The organism is Streptomyces sp. NPDC041191 (genome assembly GCF_055591945.1).
Map to the genome: position 1 here is coordinate 247,726 of NZ_JBVIZC010000004.1, position 16,472 is coordinate 264,197.

A 16,472-nucleotide genomic window follows, 5' to 3' on the forward strand; every position below is an offset into this window, starting at 1 on the left:
CCCGGCCCCGTGGCCCCCCCCGTGGACGTGGAAGCCCCGTCAGCGGGCCAGTTCGGTGGCGGGGCCCATGACGACGACGGGCTGCCGGGCCGGGTCGAGGGCGCGGAGCAGTTCGCGCATGGCCGCGCGGTCCAGGGACACGCACGCCTGGGTGGGGCCTCCGTGGTCGACGTGGACCCAGATGCCGCCCCCCTTCTCGGCGCCGAGAGGGCGTTCCTTGTCGAGCGGGGTGCGGCCGGGCACCCGGTTGTAGTCGATGGCGATCACGTGGTCGAAGGAGCCTTCGAGGGGCTCGCCCGCGAAACCGGTGCCGCTGACCGCGAACTGCTCGTCCTGGTCGTACGGGAGGCGGGTGCCGGGGTCGGGCAGCCGGCCGCCCGCGTCGCCGAGCCGGAAGACCCCGATCGGGGTGCGCAGGTCGCCCGCGTCGTGGTCGGCGGTCCAGCCCCGGAGCGCGTTGTGGGCGGGCCAGGGTCCGGCCTGCGCCTTCCACCGGCCGGTCCGGTCCCGTACGTGGAGCGTCGCGGTGGAGGTGTTGGAGTCGGGGGTGGCGCCGGTGACCAGGAGGACCTGGGAGGTGCCGGCGGGGACGGAGGCGCGGGTGACGGGTCCGACCCCCGGAAGCCGGGATTCGGGAGCCGGGACGGAGGCGCCCCCGCCCGGCGGCCCCGGGCGGGGGCGGGCGCCGTCGGCGGTCGCGGTGGTCGGGGCGGGCGCGGACGGGACGGCGGGACCCGCGCAGCCGGTGAGCAACAGGGCCGCGCACAGCGTGCCGGCGCTCAGCAGCGCGGGGGCGCCCTTGCGGACGGACATGGGACGGCTTCCTCCTGGCCGGGAACAGTGCGGTGATCCGTACCCGTTCGGAGGCCGGGGCCGCCGCCGGGACCCCGCCCCCACCCGTACGGACGCGCCCTCCCGGGTACCGCGCGGGCCGCGAAAGCGGTTGACCGGCGGGCCCCTTCACGGTTGTCTGCCGGGATGAACGGTCTTCGTATCGAGCGGGCGCGGAGCGGGGCGGGCCTCGCGGACTGGCGCGCCGTCCACAACGCGGTCGTCCCCACGGCGCTCCTCTCCCACGACGAGGTGCGGGAGCGCGCGGGCCGCAACCGGCTGGACGTCGCGTACCTCGGGGACGTGGCGGTGGGCTGTTCGACGGTGCGCCCGCCGGACGGGGAGACCCCGGCGGCGACCGTCATCGCCAGGACGCTGCCCGGGTTCCGCGGCCGGGGCGTCGGGACCGCGCTGTACGAGCGGGGGCTCGCGCACGCGCGGACGCTGGGCGGCGAGGGAGTGGAGACGGTGGTCCTGGCCTCCAACGAGGAGGGGCTGCGATTCGCCCTGGCGCGGGGCTTCGCGGAGGTCGAGCGCTACGTGCTGCCGGGCGACACGGTCCCGTTCGTGACCCTGCGGCGGGCCTGACGGGCTTTCCGGCCGCCCTTGGTCGGGTAGCCGGGTCACGTTGCCGTCACCCGGCTACCCGGCTTGGAAGCCCTCTCGTTCGGCTGGGTGGGCACCGGGCCCGCTCGGCGGCTTCATCGGGATCCTGCCGGGTTCGTGGTCGTCGGCGTCGGGGACGTCCGATCGGACGGGGTCAATAATGGAGCCATGGATCTTCAGCTCCGCGCGTGGGCACGTGACTGGTCCGATCGCCTCGGGCCGGCGCTCGAACGGGCCGTCCAGGCGGTCGCGGGGCAGTTGCCGGCGGACGACGTGGTCGGCGTCGGCATCGCGACCGACGCCGACGCCACGTCGATCGTCGCCTTCGCGCACTCGCGGCGACATTTCGACGAGATGACCGCCGAGGACCCGGAGTTCGCCATTGATGTGAAATGGAACCTCGGCGAGTGGGATGGGGACATCGTCGGGGCCGAGGGGATCGACGACCCGCTGGCGCCGATCCGCGCCGAGGCAGAACGGGCGAAGCAACGCTTCACCGGTCCGAGCACCGACCCCGTCGCGGTGCCGGGCCTTCGTGAGTTCCGGAGGACGGTGTGGGACTCCATCTCACAGGCGTTGACGGATTCGGTTGCCCGTGGGTTCTTCGAGCAGTGGCCGAACGCTGTCCGGGTCTTCCTCCCACTCGACGCCGACGTCTCGGGTGACGACATCGCGCGGTGGAACGCCGCTCTGAACGATCAGGTCAGCACGGCGGAGCTCCGGGAGTTCCTGCAGACCGACACCGTCTGAGGCCGATCGTCCGCACGACGACGGAGGCTCGTCCTCGGCGGCGTCCTTCTCATCGGCCGGAGATCGGTACGTCGACGGCCTCGCGCATGCAGCGGTACGCGGTGGCAGTGCCGATGCCGAACCCGGCGGCGAGCCGGACGCAGGTGTCACCGCACCGCGGGCGGGCCGGGACGAGCAGGGTCTGCCGCGAGGCGGGAAGACGCCGCCAACGCGTTCCGATCCGTTGCCGCCTGGCCTGCGGACACCTGCCTGGTCATTGCGCTGCCGCCGCAGCCGCCCTTGCCCGCGTTCTGGACCTTCCCGCGTCGGCCCTTCCCCCGGAGCCGCAGGACGGCACGGGCTTCGCCGCCTGTTCCGGCATCAATACACTCCTCTCGTCAGCACCTACGTTCGAGTGTTGCGGCCGAAAGCAGGGGGATGTGGTGTCGACGGTCGACGTGCGGAGGGTCTGGAAGCCGCCCGTGACGGACCTGTGGGCGGGACGACGTCCTCTGTGGTGGACCGTTGGCCCGACGGGGGAGCTGGCTGTTCTGCTCGTCCATCGGCAGCGCCTCCGCCGAAGCCGCTACGTGAAGGGGTGGGTGGGGTGGGGCCCGCAAGTACCCTTCGATGCGGTGCTCGTGATCCGCCGGACTGACGGGGCACTTCAACGTCGACCGATCAGGGACATCCCGCTCAGGCCGAGCCACATCGCTCTCCTCCCGGAGTCCCGGCTCCTCGTCGCGAGCGGCCGGACGGGCAAGGAGGAGTCGGGAGCATGGAGCCCGAACGCCATGGTGTTCTCTCTGGAGAACGGTGACCAAGAAGCCTCTTTCTGCATCGGCGACGACATTCCTGCCCTGGTGACCGATCACGGAGGGTCGATCTGGACGGCCTACGGAGACGAGGGCATCTACGGAGGGCATCCGGAGTCTGCAGCCGGCCTTGCCGGCTGGAGCGCCGATGGCCGGGCGACCTGGGCTCCGGAAGGTCGCCTTCCTGACGTGCCTTTGGAGGGGTGCGCCGCCGCCACCGAAGGGGGCCGGGTCTGGCTGATCTGGTATTCCGGCAGTCGGCGGGGAGGCACGTTCTTGACGCGGATCACCCCGTCGACCGGCGAGGTGACCAGTTGGCCCAGCCCGGTGCGTGACCCGGACGGGTTCGCCGTGCGGGACCGTCGAGCGGTCCTGACCAAACGCGTTCACAACCAGAGGTCGACCGAAGTGGTGCGGGCCGAGTTGGAGGGTGATACCTGGAGTGTGACCGAGCGGCGCAGGATTCGAGTACCCGGACGGGTGGTCATGCGCTGCGGTCAGGGCCGCGACGGTCTTCTGTGGCTTCGCGCCGGCAACACGTGGCTTCGTATCGAAGCCTGACAGCGGCCGAGACGTGCGGCTCACGATCGACGGGCCATCTCGGCCGCACAGGCCACCCCGACCGCGTCGGCAGACCATCGCTCGGCCGCCACAGGGCTGATACCGAGCAGTCGTTGCAGCACGGCCGGTGGCATCTGTGCGCAAAGGTCGAACGAGGCGGCGCATCGTCCGGCTTCGGACGGGCGGCCGGCCACCGAGCCCCGGACACGTGGGCTGCCGGTGCGCACCGCAGTAGACGGTCTGCATGATGCGTGTGCGACGTCGCCGCTGCGCGCGGACGCGTGCACGCTGTGCGGTCACTGCGCCAGAGGCTGCCGACGTTCTCGCCTGCGGAGGCCATCGGATATGCGGGGGCATTGCCGGATGGTGACACGTCCGCGCGTCTCGTGGCCGTCGCCGCCGAGGAGCTCGTGGAGCCTCTCCGTCCGATCGTGCAGTGAGCCTCTCTCATCCTTCGCCGAGGGGTGAAATGGGCTGGTCGTGCCGCCGGCCTGTCGCCCCACTGCGGCCGTTCGTCTCGGCCGGCACGTCCGACCAGGTCACGCCCGTGCTCAGGACACAGGCGATCCCGCGCGGAGCCGCACGATCATCTGCGGGCAGCCGGGCCGGACACCGCCGGCGCCGCGGCGGTCGAGGCGGAAGCAACGGGCCGACGCGATCCCACAGGCCACCAGGACAAGATCCTCCGGCACCTGCGGAACTCCGCCGCCCATCGGCCCCACTGCCAGGCCCCTGACCGAACTCATTCTGAAACGATCGGTCAGGGGGTTGGTTCCGGCTCGCGGGCGGGTACGGGGGGCGCCGCCCGCGAGCCGGGGTCTTCCGGGGCGCCGGTCAGGCGCGGGTGGTGGCCGGGGCCGGGTGGGAGCCGTCGGCGGCGAGGTCCGGTTCCGCGTGCCCCGGGCCGTCGAGGAGACGGCGCAGCAGGGCGGTGGCGCGGGCCGGTCCGCCCTCGCGGTCCTCGCCGCCCTCGTCCGCGAGGAGGGCGGCGAGGACCGCGATCCGGGCCTGGCCGGCCCGGAGGGTGCCGGTGAGGAGCGCCCCGGCGGCGACCAGGTCGACCGCGCCGCCGCCGGTGTAGATCTCGGCGAGCGGTCCGGCGGGGACGCGGGTGGTCACGGCCACGAGGACGCCGCCGGCGACCGCGTCCGCGACGGCGGCGGCGATCTCGGGGGTGGCGTTGCCCGCGCCGGTGGCGACGAGGACGACGCCCCGGGCGCCGGCGGCGACGGCCGCTTCGAGGAGGAGCGGGTCGCCGTCGGAGTGGTGCGTCACGATGTCGACGCGGGGCAGCGGGACGGCTCCGGGGGCGCCGGGCGACGCCGTGCGCGCGGCGGCGGGCAGGGGCAGCGGGGCGGAGCGCCCGGGCCGCCGCTCGATGTCGACGCGGGAGAACCCGACGCGGCCCAGGCGCTCGGCGGACGGGTCGGAGAAGGCGTCGGCGGCGAGGGTGCGGTACTTCACGGTGCCGCGCGCCGCGTGGACGCGTCCGTCGAAGACGACGAGGACGCCGAGGCCGCGGACGGTGGAGGCGACCTGGAGCGCGTCGTACAGGTTGCCGGGACCGTCGCCGTCGCCGGTGCCGAAGGGGCGCTGGGCCCCGGTGAGGACGACCGGGCGGGCGTCGGTGTGGTGCAGGTCCAGGAGGAAGGCCGTCTCCTCCAGGGTGTCGGTGCCGTGGGTGACCACGATGCCGTCGACGCCGGGGTCGGCGAACGTCTCGTGGACGGTGCGCAGGAGGGCGAGCTGGTGGGCGGTCGTCATGCGCGAGCTGTTGACGTTGAAGAGGTCGACGACCTCGACGGCGACGCCCTCGGGGAGGGGGGCGGTGGCCAGGACGTCGTCGCCCGAGGCGTCGGCCGCGTAGCCGGTGCCCTGCCAGCGGCTGGCGATCGTGCCGCCGGTGCTGATGACGACGATCCTGCGCGCGTCCCCGTCGTGCGTCCGCTTCATGAGTGCCGTCCCCGACTCCGTATCCGTAGGTCTCCGACCCGTGCTGGAGGGCCCCGTCCGGCGTCGGCGGTTCTCCGTCCGGCCGGGGAGGCCCCTGTGAGGACGCAAGGATAGGACAAAAGGTGCGCAAGGCGATTGCGAAGAAAGCCGCTGAAATGTTTCGTCGTGGTAGAAGATTGCGCCATGGACCGAATTGACCTCCACATCTTGCGCGAGCTCCAGGACGACGGCCGGCTGAGCAACCAGGAGCTGGCCCAGCGGGTCGGGCTCAGCCCCTCCCCCTGCCTGCGGCGGGTGCGCCAGCTGGAGCGGGACGGGGTGATCCGGGGCTACCGGGCGGTCATCGACCCGGAGGCGGTCGGGCGGGGGTTCGAGGTGCTCGTCTCGGTGGAGGTGCGGCGCGACCGGGAGACGGTGGAGGCGTTCGAGGAGGCGCTCCAGGACGTGCCGGACGTGATCGAGGCGTACCGGCTGTTCGGCAGTCCGGGCTGTCTGCTGCGGATCGCGGTGGCGGACCTCGCGGCGTACGAGCGGCTGTGGATCGAGCGGCTGACGACGCTGGCCGGGGTCACCGAGGTCAACTCGCAGATCATCATGAAGCGGATCAAGGAGCCGAAGGGGATGCCGGTGGCTGTCCGGGGCGGATGACGCGCCCCGGACGGCCGCGGCGGGCGTCCGGTGCCCCCGTATGCGAGAACGTCACGGAAACGCCTCCTCCCGGTTACACGTAGAGCCCCTCCCCCGTGCCACGCTCCCGGCTGACAAGAAGTCAACACGCGTAGAACACGGCGCACTCGCGTCCGGCCCGTGTTCCACCGCGTGCCGTCCCCGGGAAAGGGCACCCCCATGTCCGCTGCACAGCCCCGTCGTCGGAAGGCATGGGCGGCATCCATAGCCGCCGCCCTCGTCACCCTCACCCTCCCCGCCGTCACCGCGACCCCCGCGAGCGCCACGACCACCGCCTACGACAGCACGTACTACAAGAACGCGATCGGCAAGACCGGTCCGGCCCTCAAGTCCTCGCTGCACACGATCATCAGCAGCCAGACCAAGATCTCGTACGACGCGGTCTGGAACGCGCTGAAGACCCTCGACCAGGACCCGAACAACTCCGCCAACGTGCTCCTGCTCTACAGCGGGGTCTCGCGCGCCAAGTCCCTCAGCGGCGGTTCCGTGGGCAACTGGAACCGCGAGCACACCTGGGCCCAGTCCCACGGGAACTTCGGCACCACGGCCGGCCCCGGCACCGATCTGCACCATCTGCGCGCGGCGGACGTCCAGGTCAACAGCGCGCGCGGCAACAAGGACTTCGACACGGGCGGCAGCCCCGTCGGCGGCGCGCCCGGCAGCTACACGGACAGCGACTCCTTCGAGCCCCGCGACGCCGACAAGGGCGACGTGGCCCGCATGATCCTCTACATGGCGGTCCGCTACGAGGGCGACGACGGCCGGCCGGACCTGGAGCCCAACGAGTCGACCTCCAACGGCAGCGTCCCCTTCCACGGCCGCCTCTCCGTCCTGAAGCGGTGGAACGAGCAGGACCCGCCGAGCGCCTTCGAGGAGCGCCGCAACGACATCGTCTTCACCACCTACCAGGGCAACCGGAACCCCTTCATCGACCACCCGGAGTGGGTCGAGGCGATCTGGTAGTCCGGCCCGGGGGCGGGGGGACCGGCCGGGGAGCCTCCCGGTCCGTCCCGTCGGCCTCCGGAGGGGTTCCGGGCCCGTTCCCGTACGGGGCGGGGTGCCCGCGTCGGCGGACAGGGCTCGCGCCCCCGGTGTCCCGGGGGCGCGAGCCCTGTCCGCCGCGCGTGCGGCCGTCCTTCACTTCCCGGTGCCGGACTCCGCGAGCATCCCCTCGCGCAGCCGGTTCAGGCTGCGGGCCAGGAGCCGCGAGACGTGCATCTGGGAGACGCCGAGCCGCTCGCCGATCTGCGCCTGCGTCAGCTCCTCGACGAAGCGCAGGTGGAGCAGCAGCCGGTCGCGCTCACCGAGGGCCACCACGAGCGGAGCGAGGGTGTGGAAGTCCTCGAACAGCGCGAGGGCCGGGTCCTCCTCGCCGATGAAGTCGGCCAGGGCCGTCTCGTCCTCCTCGTCGCCGCCGATCGCGGCGTCCAGCGAGGTGGAGTTGTACCCGTTGGAGGCGAGCTGGGCCTCGATCACCTCCTCCTCGGAGAGCCCCATCAGCACCGCCAGCTCCGCGACCCGGGGCGCCCGGCCGAGCCGCGAACTCAGCTCGTCGGTCGCCTTCGCCAGTTCCACCCGCGCCTCCTGGAGCCGACGGGGGACGTGCACCGCCCAGGTGGTGTCACGGAAGAACCGCTTGATCTCCCCCACGATGTACGGCACCGCGAAGGTGGGGAACTCCACCTCGCGCGCGAGGTCGAAGCGGTCGATCGCCTTGATGAGGCCGATCATGCCGACCTGGACGATGTCCTCCATCTCGTCGGCACGCGCGCGGAAACGGCCCGCCGCGTACCGCACGAGCGACATGTTCATCTCGATGAGGGTGTTCCGGACGTACTGGTACTCCTCGGTGCCCTCCTCCCGCTCCGCCAGTTCGCGGAGGAACACCTTCGTCAGAGCGCGCGCGTCCTGCGGGGCGACCTCGTGGGGGGCCTCGACAACGGGCAGGTCCTCATGCGCATCGCTCGTCACGCGCGTCGTCTTCGCCTCGGCCATCTCGGTCCGCACGGGACAACCTCCTTTTTCACCGTGTCCGTTGAGCGGTCCCGGCCCGCGTACCCCCGCTTCCCCGGTCCATTCCCGTGATTCCGGCGACTTCACCCCCGGGAGTGGCGCGCATCACTTCTGTGCGATCGGGCAGGCGAATCACAACACCTGTTGATGAATCAGGAAGAAAGGGGCCCGTGATGAACACCCGGAGCGACGCCCGGCACCCGGAGCCGGCGGCCGCGGTGCCCCGCCCCGGCACCGGAACCCACGACCCGTCACCGGTCAGGACGCCCGCCCAGGCGCGGGAGCTGGTCTGCCACACGCTCGCGGCCCTCGGGCCGCTGCCGCCGGACCAGGTCGAGGACCTGCTCCTCGTCACCTCGGAACTGGTCACGAACGCGCACCGGCACGGCGGCGGGATCACCGGCTTCGGGATCGCCGTCGGGGACGACCGCGTCACCGTCTCCGTGGCCGACTCCAGCAGGCGGGCCCCCCGGTACGAACTCCACGAGGAGCTGCGCACCGGGGGCTTCGGATGGCCGATCGTGCTGCGCCTGTGCCGCGAGGTCACGGTGGACCCCCGGCCGGACGGCAAGGTCATCCACGCGGCGGTGACGGTGGACCGGTGAGCGGCGGCGGAAGGACGGGCCGGGGCGGCGAAAGACCGAGAAGGCCGAGGAGAGCGAGAAGAGCGAGAAGACCGGGAAGCGCGACGCGAGAGGGGCGACCACGTCCTGTACGTGGTCGCCCCTCTCGCGTCGCGCTTCCCGGGGGTGAGGGCGGGCCCGTCCACTCAGAGCAGGTCCCGTCGGTCGTCCTCGGCCACCGTGGGGGCGACCGGGGGAACGACCATCCGGCGGCGGCGCAGCACGCTGACGTAGGCCGCCGTGCCGATGATGCCGACGGCCATGAGGATCAGACCGACCAGGTCGAGGTTGACCCCGTCCATCTGCCAGTCCGACGCGAACGTGAGAATGGCCCCCACCGCGATCAGAATGATGAAAGCTCCGAGACCCATGGTTCCTCCCTAGTGGGTGTGATGGGCATCGGCTACCCCGGACCCGCGTCCTCATCCCCGATGTCCCCCCGCGCTTGCGCCCGGTGACGGGTGGTCAGGGGTTCCCCGGCGGCCGGGAGGCGTCCGCACCCGCGCCACCGGAGGGCGTACGGCCGGGGCCCGGACCCGGCGACCGCCCCACGCCGGCGGACCCGCGTCCGGCACGGCGGCGGGCCGGGCGGGGCCAGGGCGCGGCCGGACCCGGCGGCCGCCCCTCCGCCGGAAGCTCCGCCGCCCGCCTCCTTCCGCGCACCGCGCCCCTTCCGTACGGTGCCCCCCGGGCGTACGGCGGACAACGACATCCCCAGAACGGCGTAAAATAGGGCAAATGAGCATATCCAGATACGAGCTGGTGTTCACGGACGCCACGGGGGCCACCCGGGACGTCGTGGTCGTGGAGCGCACGATGTACAAGGGCTCCGGAGGCCACCCCATCTACACCGACGCGACCGGCATCATCCGCGCGGAGATCAGCGACCGGGGCGAGATACGGGTCATGCCCTCGGGAGGACACCAGGATCCCGCCCACGCCGTGCGGGTCCGCCCGCTCCCCGACGCCGAGGACGCCGAGGACTCCGGCGCCTCCTCCTGACGCCGGGCCCCGGACCGCCCGGACCTGCGCCGCCCCTCCGGTTTTGGTTTGTCGGACGATCATCAATACGATCCGGCGATGATCACGAGAAAACGGCTGGCGACCGGGGCCTGCGCGCTGCTCGCGGCCCTGGGCGCCGCGCTCCTGCCGACGGGCGCGGTCGCGGACACGCCCACGGCGAAGGAATCCCCCAAGGTCGAGCTGGTGCTCGACGTCAGCGGCTCCATGCGGGCCCAGGACATCGACGGCAAGTCCCGCATGGCCGCCGCCAAACAGGCTTTCAACGAGGTGCTGGACGCGGTGCCCCAGGAGGTGCGGCTCGGCATCCGCACCCTCGGGGCCGACTACCCGGGGCAGGACCGCAAACAGGGGTGCAAGGACACCCGTCAGCTCTATCCGGTCGGACCGCTCGACCGGACCGAGGCCAAGGCGGCGGTGGCCACCCTGGCCCCCACCGGCTGGACCCCCATCGGCCCGGCACTGCTCGGCGCGGCCGAGGACCTGAAGGGCGGGGACGCCACCCGCCGGATCGTGCTCATCACGGACGGCGAGGACACCTGCGCCCCGCTCGATCCCTGCCAGGTGGCCCGGGAGATCGCGGCGAAGGGCATCCACCTCGTCATCGACACCCTGGGCCTGGTGCCGGACGCCAGGACCCGGCAGCAGCTCACCTGCATCGCCGAGGCGACCGGCGGCACCTACACCTCGGTCCACCGCACCGAGGAACTCTCCCGCCGGGTCCGCCAGCTGGTCGACCGCGCGGCCGACCCGGTCGTCATGCCCGTCGCGGCCCGGGGCGCCGCGCGGTGCGCCGACGCACCGGAGCTGAAGCCCGGCCTGTACACGGACCGCGAGGCGTTCGGCGAGCACCGCTGGTACCGGGTGGACCTGCTGCCCGGCCAGGAACTGCGCGCCTCCGTCAGCGTGTCGGCCGACCGCGCCGTCAACGACGACTACGGGGTGCTCCTGCGCGCCGTCACCCGCCACGGCCGGGAGATCACCCGCGGTTCCGAGGCGGGCGACGGCCGCACGGACGTGCTGTCGACCGGACTGCGCTACCCGAAGCCGGAGACGGACGGCACCGGGGCCGACGGCAAGCCGGTCGCGGAGACGGTCTGCCTCCAGGTCAGCAACTCCTTCTCCGCTCCCCCGTCGGTCAGGACGACGCCCGGCATGCCGATCGAGCTGGCCGTGGACGTCGTCGACGGTCCTTCCCCGGCCTCGGACGCGGCCTCGTTCGGGCTCGGCCGGGGCTGGTGGCTGCTCGGCGCGCTGGTCCTCGCCGGCTTCCTGGCCGGTCTGCTCTGGGGCTGGCTTTCCCGCTGGCGCTTCGCCGTCTGGAGGACCCACTGATGCGCACCGCACGCACGCTCGTCACGGCCGCGCTCGCGGGCGCGGCACTGCTCGGACCCGCGGCTCCGGCCGCTCTCGCCGACTCTCCCCCGGCCACGGCGGATGCCCGGTCCGCCGACGGCCCCACCGAGGCGGGCACCACCTTCCGCACCGCCGCGAAGTTCCTCCCGGGGCAGCGGGCGACCGCGTCGGCCGCCACGGGTGACTACCTGTACTGGGTGTTCCCGGCGGACACCGGACAGCGGCCGACGGTGAACGCCACGGTCACCCTGCCCGACGCCGCCCTGCGGCACGGGCCCTCCACCTGGCGGATCGACGTGTACGACGGGCTGCGGCGCCGCCAGCCGTGCATGTACGGCACGCAGTCCCGTACGGCGGCGAAGGAGGCCGCGGCGGTGGAACTCGCCTGCGTGCTGCGCCCGGTCCGCGCCTCGGCCGACACCTGGTCGAACGACCCGCTGCCCGGCAGCTACTTCGTGCGCCTGACCGTCGTGAACCTGCCGGACGAGGACCTGGGACAGCCGTTCGGCGCCCGGGTCGGCGTGGAGATCCGGGACAAGGGCGGCGCCTACGCCACCGACGGGGCGCTCGCCGCGCCGCTCGTGCCGGGGGCCACGACCGCCGACCGGGCGGAGGCCGACGCCGACGCGGGCCGGCCCTCCGCCGTCGAGGCGGCGGCCCCGGAGGGCGGCTGGGCCTCCGGATGGTGGTCCGACCGCTGGCTGTGGACCCTGGCGGGCGGTGTCCTCGCCGCGCTGGCGGGCATCGGCGGCTACGTCCTGACGCGCGGCTCGGGCCGCCCCTCCCGGGTCCCGCCCGCCGCCTGACCTGCTCTCTTCACGGTCCCCGAGGGGTCCCCGAAGGCCCCCACCGCCGCGCGGTGGGGGCCTTCGCACGTGCGCCGCACACCCGGAGGGGCGGCCTTTCCCTGCAATTAGATTGATTTATTCCGTTTCCAACGGGTTCAAGTGGTAAGAGGCCGGGTGACCGAGACGAGAGAGAGCAGGAGGGTCGACATGATCGCCCGAGAGCAGATCCACGCCGTGCTGGACCACCCCGTCTACGACGCCGAGGGCAAGAAGGTCGGCGAGGCGAAGCACATCTTCGTCGACGACGCGACCGGCCTGCCGGAATGGGTCACGGTGAAGACCGGCATGTTCGGCACCAGCGAATCCTTCGTCCCGATCAAGGACGCTTCCCTGGTCGACGACCACCTGGAGGTCCCGTACCCCAAGTCCACCATCAAGGACGCGCCCAACGTGGACGTGGACGCGGGCGGCCACCTCTCCGAGAACGAGGAGCACCGTCTCTTCGAGCACTACGGCATCGCCTGGGACGACGCCTGGCAGCAGGCCAACCAGCCCGGCGAAGGCGGATGGGCGCACTCCGGCACCGGTACCGGGACCGCGGCGGGGACCGGGACCACCGGCAATGTCGAGGGATACGTCGAGGGCGGCACCGCCGGACGCGCCGCGGGCAGGCGTGACGACGACGCGATGACCCGTTCCGAGGAGCGGATGCACGTCGGCGTCGAGCGCACCGAGACCGGCCGGGTCAGGCTCCGCAAGTACGTGGTGACGGAAGAGGTCCAGCAGACCGTGCCCGTGCGCCACGAGGAGGTGCGGATCGAGCGCGAGCCGATCACGGACGCCAACCGCGACGAGGCCCTGTCCGGCCCGGAGCTCACCGAGGACGAGCACGAGGTGATCCTCCACGAGGAGCGTCCCGTCGTGGAGACCCGCACCGTTCCGGTGGAGCGGGTGAGCCTGAAGGCGGACGAGGTCACGGAGGAGCAGACCGTGTCGGGCGAGGTCCGCAAGGAGGAGATCGAGGTCGAGGGCGTCGAGGGCGTCGACGACCCCGACGACCCGGGAACCCGCGGGCGGAAGCACTGACCGCGCGGTGACGTCCGGGCGCCTCCCCGCCCGCCGGGGCGGCGCCCGTCGGCACGGGAGCCCGCGCTCCCCGGCGTGACGGCGGCACCGTGCCACGCCGACGGCGGCCCGCCCCTTCGGGGGCGGACCGCCGTCTCCGCGCGCCGTCCCCGGGGAGGCCGCTGCCGGTGTCTCCCGGAAGGCCGTGGTCAGCCGGTCCGCCGGGTCCCCGGCCGGGCCCGGAGGACGGCGTTCTTCCGGAGGCGGCCGGCCCGCCTCCGGAGCCCCGCGCCCCCGCCGAGGGCGACGCCCCCGCGGAGTCCCGCCCCGGTCCTGAGCTGGGCGCGGGAGATCCGGGCGCGCTGGCCGCCGCCCGCGATCAGGGCGTTGACGGAGGCCATCGGGTCCGCGCCGACCGAGCGGGCGAGCAGGGCACCGACCACCACCGGGCCGAGGGCCACCGCGAGGGCCGCGCCGGTGGCGGTGACGTGCTGGAGGGGGCGGGCGCGCCGGGCTTCGGAGGTCATGGTGACAGTCCAGCAGCGCGCGGACGGCGGCGTATCGGCCGGCGTACTCAGCCGCCCGTGCCGCACTACTCAGACGGGCCCGCGCGGAATCCCGGGGCCGGGCGCGGGCGGCGGGCCCGGCGGTCCCTCCCGGCGTACCGTGGGCGGGCGACCGTACGAGCACGAAGGAGCCCCGCCGCCATGGCCGACTACCGGATCGAGACCGTCCGCACGGGATACCGGAACTGGACCGCGCGCAACGAGCGGGGAGCGGAGGTGCGGATGGCCGCCGCGGACGACGCCGGTGCGCAGCCCTCCTTCACCCCCGTCGAGCTGCTGCTCGCGGCGATGGGCGGGTGCGGGGGCCTGGTGATCGACCGGACCGCGCGGGCGGTGGACCACGACGACCTGCGGATCGTGGTGGAGTCGGTCTCCGGTCCCGAGGACGACGGCCGGGTGGGCCGGATCAGGGTCAGCTACGAGTTCGACCTGCCGGACAACAACCCGAAGGCCGCGGAGGTGTTCGCGCGCGGGGTGCGCCTGACGCACGAGAAGTTCTGCACGGTGAGCCGGACCGTGGAGCACGGCGCCCGGGTCGAGGCGGTCCTGCCGGACGGCACGATCGGCTTCGAGGGCTGAGCCCCGCGCGCCGGGCCCGTCACTCCTCGATCGCCCCGCCGATCCGGCGCAGGTGCCGCCGGAAAGTGTACGAGGGGTCCTCGGCCCGGCCCGCGAGGTAGGCGTCGAAGCGGGTCTGGTCGCGCAGGGTCTCCCCCGCCCGGACGCGCCGAGCCTGTTCCCGTTCGGTGCGGAAGAGGGACCGCGCGGCCTCCAGGACCGCTCCGGCCCGGTCGGCGGCCACGAACAGCACCCCGTCGTCGTCGCCGAAGACCACGTCCTCCGGGGTCACCTCGTGCTCCCCGAACCGCGCGGAGCGCAGCGCCTCCGGCCCCCGGGGGTCGAGGCGTACGGGGCCGGGGGCGTGGCGCCCGTACGAGAAGACGGGCAGTCCGATCTCCACCAGGTCCGGGGTGTCGCGGTGCAGTCCCCAGACGACGATCCCGGCGACGCCCGCCGCCGCGGCCTCCAGGACGACGAGGTCCCCGACGCACGCCTCGTCGCGGCGGCCGGCGTTGTCGACGACGAGGACGTCCCCCGGCTCCGCGCGCGCGAACGCCTCCAGGAACACGTCCACGCTTCCGTGGTGCCGGGCGGGCAGCGCCCGTCCGGCGATCCGCTGTCCGTCGACGACCGGCAGCACCCCGGCGGGGGCGGCGCGCAGCGGTTCGCCGAGCCGTACGCAGGCGTCGGCGACCAGGGGCGTGGAGAGTTCGGCGAAGCCGGCGAGGTCCTTCAGCATCGGGCGTTCCGTTCCGTGACGGGTACGACGGGCCGTCCGCGATGCTAGCGGCCGGCGCCCCGGTCCGGGCGGTGTCGCGGACGGCCCGTGGAGGACGGGGGCGCGGCCCCGGGAGGGGAAAGCCCGTCAGGGGGCCTCCACGGGCGCCGGTTCCTCCCGTGCGGCCCGGCGCGGAAGCAGCAGCGGGGTCGCGAACAGCAGGACGCCCGCCAGGGCGATGGCCGTCCGGGGGCCGGCGACCCCGGCGAGCACCCCCCACAGGGCGGTCAGGGCCGCGACGGTCGCCCTGCTCGTGACCGACCAGGCGGTCAGGGTGCGGACGACCCGGTCGGGCGCCGTCAGGTCGAGGCGGTGGGCGGCGAACACCGGGGTGAACACGCCGGTGCAGGCGATCAGCGCGAACTCGACGCCCATGACGAGCAGGAGTCCCGTGACGCCGGGGTGGACGAAGGCGAGGCCGACGGACCAGAACGCGCGCAGCGTGCCGGCGGCGAGCAGGACCCGGTGGCGGCCGAACCGCGCGACGAGCCGCCCGGCCAGGCGGGACCCGAGGAGACCTCCGAGACAGGGGACGGCGAAGGCGAGGCCGTACTGCCAGGGCGGGAACCCCAGCGGCCCCAGCATGAGGACGGCGAGCGGCGGGGCGGTGGCCATGATCAGGCCGCTGACGAGGACGGTGTGGAAGAAGAGGGGGCGCAGCACGGGGTCGGTGAGGATGTACCGCCATCCTTCGAGCAGGTCGCCGACGCCCGGCCGGGGCGGCTGCCCGGCACCGGGCTCCGGCCCGGTCCGCCGCGCGGGCCCGGACGGCGGTCCGGTCCGCTGCCGCCCGATGCCGGACGACGCGCCGCCGGGCCGCCCCCGTACGTCCGTACGGCTCCGTTCCGGCCACGGCTCCTTCGCCCGGATCGCGCGGATGCCCAGCGCCGAGAGGACGTAGCTCACCGCGTCGGCCACCACCGTCGCCATCGGGCCGAGCAGGGCGATCAGGCCGCCGCCGAGGGGCGGGCCCAGGACGGTGGCGGTCCAGTTCGTGGACTCCAGGCGTCCGTGGGCGACGACCAGGTCCTCCCGCCGTACGAGCCGCTTCAGGAAGGCTCCGGAGGCCGCGCCGAAGGTGATGTCGGCCGCGGCGACGACGGCGGAGACGACCAGGAGGTGGGGGAAGCCGAGCCGGCCGAGCCCGTACGCGGCGGCGACGCTCAGGAGGGCCGCGCACCGGACGAGGTCCGCCGCGACCATCACGGGCCGTTTGCGGCGGAACTCCACCCACGGGCCGAGCGGCAGCGCGACCGCCGCGCCCACGGCGGCCCCCAGCGCCGCCAGTGCCGCCACCTCGGCGGCGCTCCGGTGCAGCACCGTGATCGCGATCAGCGGGAAGGCGTCGAACGCGAGCCGGGTGCCCAGGGCACTGGCCGTGTACGCCGTCCACAGCCACCCGAAGTCCCGCCCGAGGGACGCCCTCGCCATGCCCGTGCCCCTCTCCGCGGTCCGTCGTGCGGACGCGCGGCGGCGACCGCCATCGAAGCGGCTCCGGCACGGCCGGTCAAACCGCCGCC

General features: G+C 73.7%; 19 protein-coding genes and 1 pseudogene. 11 read left to right on the top strand and 9 right to left on the bottom strand.

Annotation, left to right across the window (positions count from 1 at the left end; genetic code table 11):
* Positions 1 to 39: 39 nt before the first annotated feature.
* The gene (locus tag ACZ6AQ_RS09895; protein ID WP_468758859.1) at positions 40 to 813 is read right to left on the bottom strand and encodes a hypothetical protein; all 774 of its coding nucleotides are present in this window, start codon (positions 811 to 813) and stop codon (positions 40 to 42) included.
* Positions 814 to 978: 165 nt separating this feature from the next.
* Between ACZ6AQ_RS09895 and ACZ6AQ_RS09900 the strand changes: the two genes are divergently transcribed.
* Both ACZ6AQ_RS09900 and ACZ6AQ_RS09905 read left to right on the top strand, forming a co-directional pair.
* Complete coding sequence (locus tag ACZ6AQ_RS09900) at positions 979 to 1,419, top strand: GNAT family N-acetyltransferase (RefSeq protein ID WP_468758861.1); 441 nt, start codon at positions 979 to 981, stop codon at positions 1,417 to 1,419.
* Between the two features lie 186 nt (positions 1,420 to 1,605).
* Complete coding sequence (locus ACZ6AQ_RS09905; protein WP_468758863.1) at positions 1,606 to 2,187, top strand: DUF4303 domain-containing protein; 582 nt, start codon at positions 1,606 to 1,608, stop codon at positions 2,185 to 2,187.
* Between the two features lie 67 nt (positions 2,188 to 2,254).
* Here the strand turns inward: ACZ6AQ_RS09905 and ACZ6AQ_RS09910 are convergent.
* A pseudogene (locus ACZ6AQ_RS09910) lies at positions 2,255 to 2,419 on the bottom strand (helix-turn-helix domain-containing protein); the annotation flags it as partial.
* Between the two features lie 541 nt (positions 2,420 to 2,960).
* Here ACZ6AQ_RS09910 and ACZ6AQ_RS09915 point away from each other — a divergent pair.
* On the top strand, positions 2,961 to 3,542 hold the full coding sequence (locus tag ACZ6AQ_RS09915; protein ID WP_468758865.1) for a hypothetical protein: 582 nt from the start codon (positions 2,961 to 2,963) through the stop codon (positions 3,540 to 3,542).
* A gap of 447 nt (positions 3,543 to 3,989) precedes the next feature.
* Here ACZ6AQ_RS09915 and ACZ6AQ_RS09920 read toward each other — a convergent pair whose 3' ends face one another.
* Together ACZ6AQ_RS09920 and ACZ6AQ_RS09925 are read right to left on the bottom strand one after the other, a co-directional pair.
* Positions 3,990 to 4,208 (bottom strand): transposase, encoded by a 219-nt coding sequence (locus ACZ6AQ_RS09920; RefSeq protein ID WP_468759258.1) that lies wholly within the window; start codon positions 4,206 to 4,208, stop codon positions 3,990 to 3,992.
* A gap of 168 nt (positions 4,209 to 4,376) precedes the next feature.
* Complete coding sequence (locus ACZ6AQ_RS09925) at positions 4,377 to 5,495, bottom strand: asparaginase (RefSeq protein WP_468758867.1); 1,119 nt, start codon at positions 5,493 to 5,495, stop codon at positions 4,377 to 4,379.
* A gap of 183 nt (positions 5,496 to 5,678) precedes the next feature.
* Here ACZ6AQ_RS09925 and ACZ6AQ_RS09930 point away from each other — a divergent pair, with 183 nt between their 5' ends.
* Positions 5,679 to 6,143, top strand: coding sequence for an Lrp/AsnC family transcriptional regulator (locus tag ACZ6AQ_RS09930; RefSeq protein WP_468758868.1), 465 nt, complete (start codon positions 5,679 to 5,681; stop codon positions 6,141 to 6,143).
* 198 nt (positions 6,144 to 6,341) lie between these two features.
* On the top strand, positions 6,342 to 7,145 hold the full coding sequence (locus ACZ6AQ_RS09935) for an endonuclease I family protein (RefSeq protein WP_388689580.1): 804 nt from the start codon (positions 6,342 to 6,344) through the stop codon (positions 7,143 to 7,145).
* Positions 7,146 to 7,319: 174 nt separating this feature from the next.
* On the opposite strand, the gene ACZ6AQ_RS09940 is transcribed toward ACZ6AQ_RS09935, so the two are convergent.
* Positions 7,320 to 8,177, bottom strand: a complete 858-nt coding sequence (locus tag ACZ6AQ_RS09940; RefSeq protein ID WP_468759259.1) for an RNA polymerase sigma factor SigF — start codon at positions 8,175 to 8,177, stop codon at positions 7,320 to 7,322.
* 191 nt (positions 8,178 to 8,368) lie between these two features.
* Between ACZ6AQ_RS09940 and ACZ6AQ_RS09945 the strand changes: the two genes are divergently transcribed.
* Complete coding sequence (locus tag ACZ6AQ_RS09945) at positions 8,369 to 8,800, top strand: ATP-binding protein (protein WP_388689582.1); 432 nt, start codon at positions 8,369 to 8,371, stop codon at positions 8,798 to 8,800.
* A 164-nt stretch (positions 8,801 to 8,964) separates the two neighbouring features.
* On the opposite strand, the gene ACZ6AQ_RS09950 is transcribed toward ACZ6AQ_RS09945, so the two are convergent.
* The gene (locus ACZ6AQ_RS09950) at positions 8,965 to 9,189 is read right to left on the bottom strand and encodes a DUF6458 family protein (RefSeq protein ID WP_388689583.1); all 225 of its coding nucleotides are present in this window, start codon (positions 9,187 to 9,189) and stop codon (positions 8,965 to 8,967) included.
* Between the two features lie 367 nt (positions 9,190 to 9,556).
* Between ACZ6AQ_RS09950 and ACZ6AQ_RS09955 the strand changes: the two genes are divergently transcribed.
* The 4 genes from ACZ6AQ_RS09955 to ACZ6AQ_RS09970 all read left to right on the top strand — a co-directional run bounded on the left by ACZ6AQ_RS09955 (position 9,557) and on the right by ACZ6AQ_RS09970 (position 13,068).
* On the top strand, positions 9,557 to 9,820 hold the full coding sequence (locus ACZ6AQ_RS09955; protein ID WP_468758869.1) for a DUF6296 family protein: 264 nt from the start codon (positions 9,557 to 9,559) through the stop codon (positions 9,818 to 9,820).
* A gap of 78 nt (positions 9,821 to 9,898) precedes the next feature.
* Positions 9,899 to 11,173, top strand: coding sequence for a VWA domain-containing protein (locus ACZ6AQ_RS09960; RefSeq protein ID WP_468758871.1), 1,275 nt, complete (start codon positions 9,899 to 9,901; stop codon positions 11,171 to 11,173).
* Positions 11,173 to 12,000: a hypothetical protein gene (locus ACZ6AQ_RS09965; protein ID WP_468758873.1), complete on the top strand. Its 828-nt coding sequence runs from the start codon at positions 11,173 to 11,175 to the stop codon at positions 11,998 to 12,000. Before ACZ6AQ_RS09960 ends, ACZ6AQ_RS09965 begins: the two co-directional genes overlap by 1 nt.
* Positions 12,001 to 12,189: 189 nt before the next feature.
* Entirely contained in the window at positions 12,190 to 13,068 is an 879-nt protein-coding gene (locus ACZ6AQ_RS09970; protein WP_468758874.1) for a DUF2382 domain-containing protein, read from the top strand.
* 188 nt (positions 13,069 to 13,256) lie between these two features.
* On the opposite strand, the gene ACZ6AQ_RS09975 is transcribed toward ACZ6AQ_RS09970, so the two are convergent.
* Positions 13,257 to 13,574: a hypothetical protein gene (locus ACZ6AQ_RS09975; RefSeq protein ID WP_468758876.1), complete on the bottom strand. Its 318-nt coding sequence runs from the start codon at positions 13,572 to 13,574 to the stop codon at positions 13,257 to 13,259.
* A 180-nt stretch (positions 13,575 to 13,754) separates the two neighbouring features.
* Between ACZ6AQ_RS09975 and ACZ6AQ_RS09980 the strand changes: the two genes are divergently transcribed.
* Positions 13,755 to 14,192 (top strand): OsmC family protein, encoded by a 438-nt coding sequence (locus ACZ6AQ_RS09980; RefSeq protein WP_468758877.1) that lies wholly within the window; start codon positions 13,755 to 13,757, stop codon positions 14,190 to 14,192.
* 19 nt (positions 14,193 to 14,211) lie between these two features.
* On the opposite strand, the gene ACZ6AQ_RS09985 is transcribed toward ACZ6AQ_RS09980, so the two are convergent.
* Both ACZ6AQ_RS09985 and ACZ6AQ_RS09990 read right to left on the bottom strand, forming a co-directional pair.
* Positions 14,212 to 14,913 (bottom strand): RraA family protein, encoded by a 702-nt coding sequence (locus ACZ6AQ_RS09985; protein WP_468758878.1) that lies wholly within the window; start codon positions 14,911 to 14,913, stop codon positions 14,212 to 14,214.
* 126 nt (positions 14,914 to 15,039) lie between these two features.
* The gene (locus tag ACZ6AQ_RS09990; protein WP_468758880.1) at positions 15,040 to 16,383 is read right to left on the bottom strand and encodes an MFS transporter; all 1,344 of its coding nucleotides are present in this window, start codon (positions 16,381 to 16,383) and stop codon (positions 15,040 to 15,042) included.
* Positions 16,384 to 16,472 lie beyond the last annotated feature (89 nt).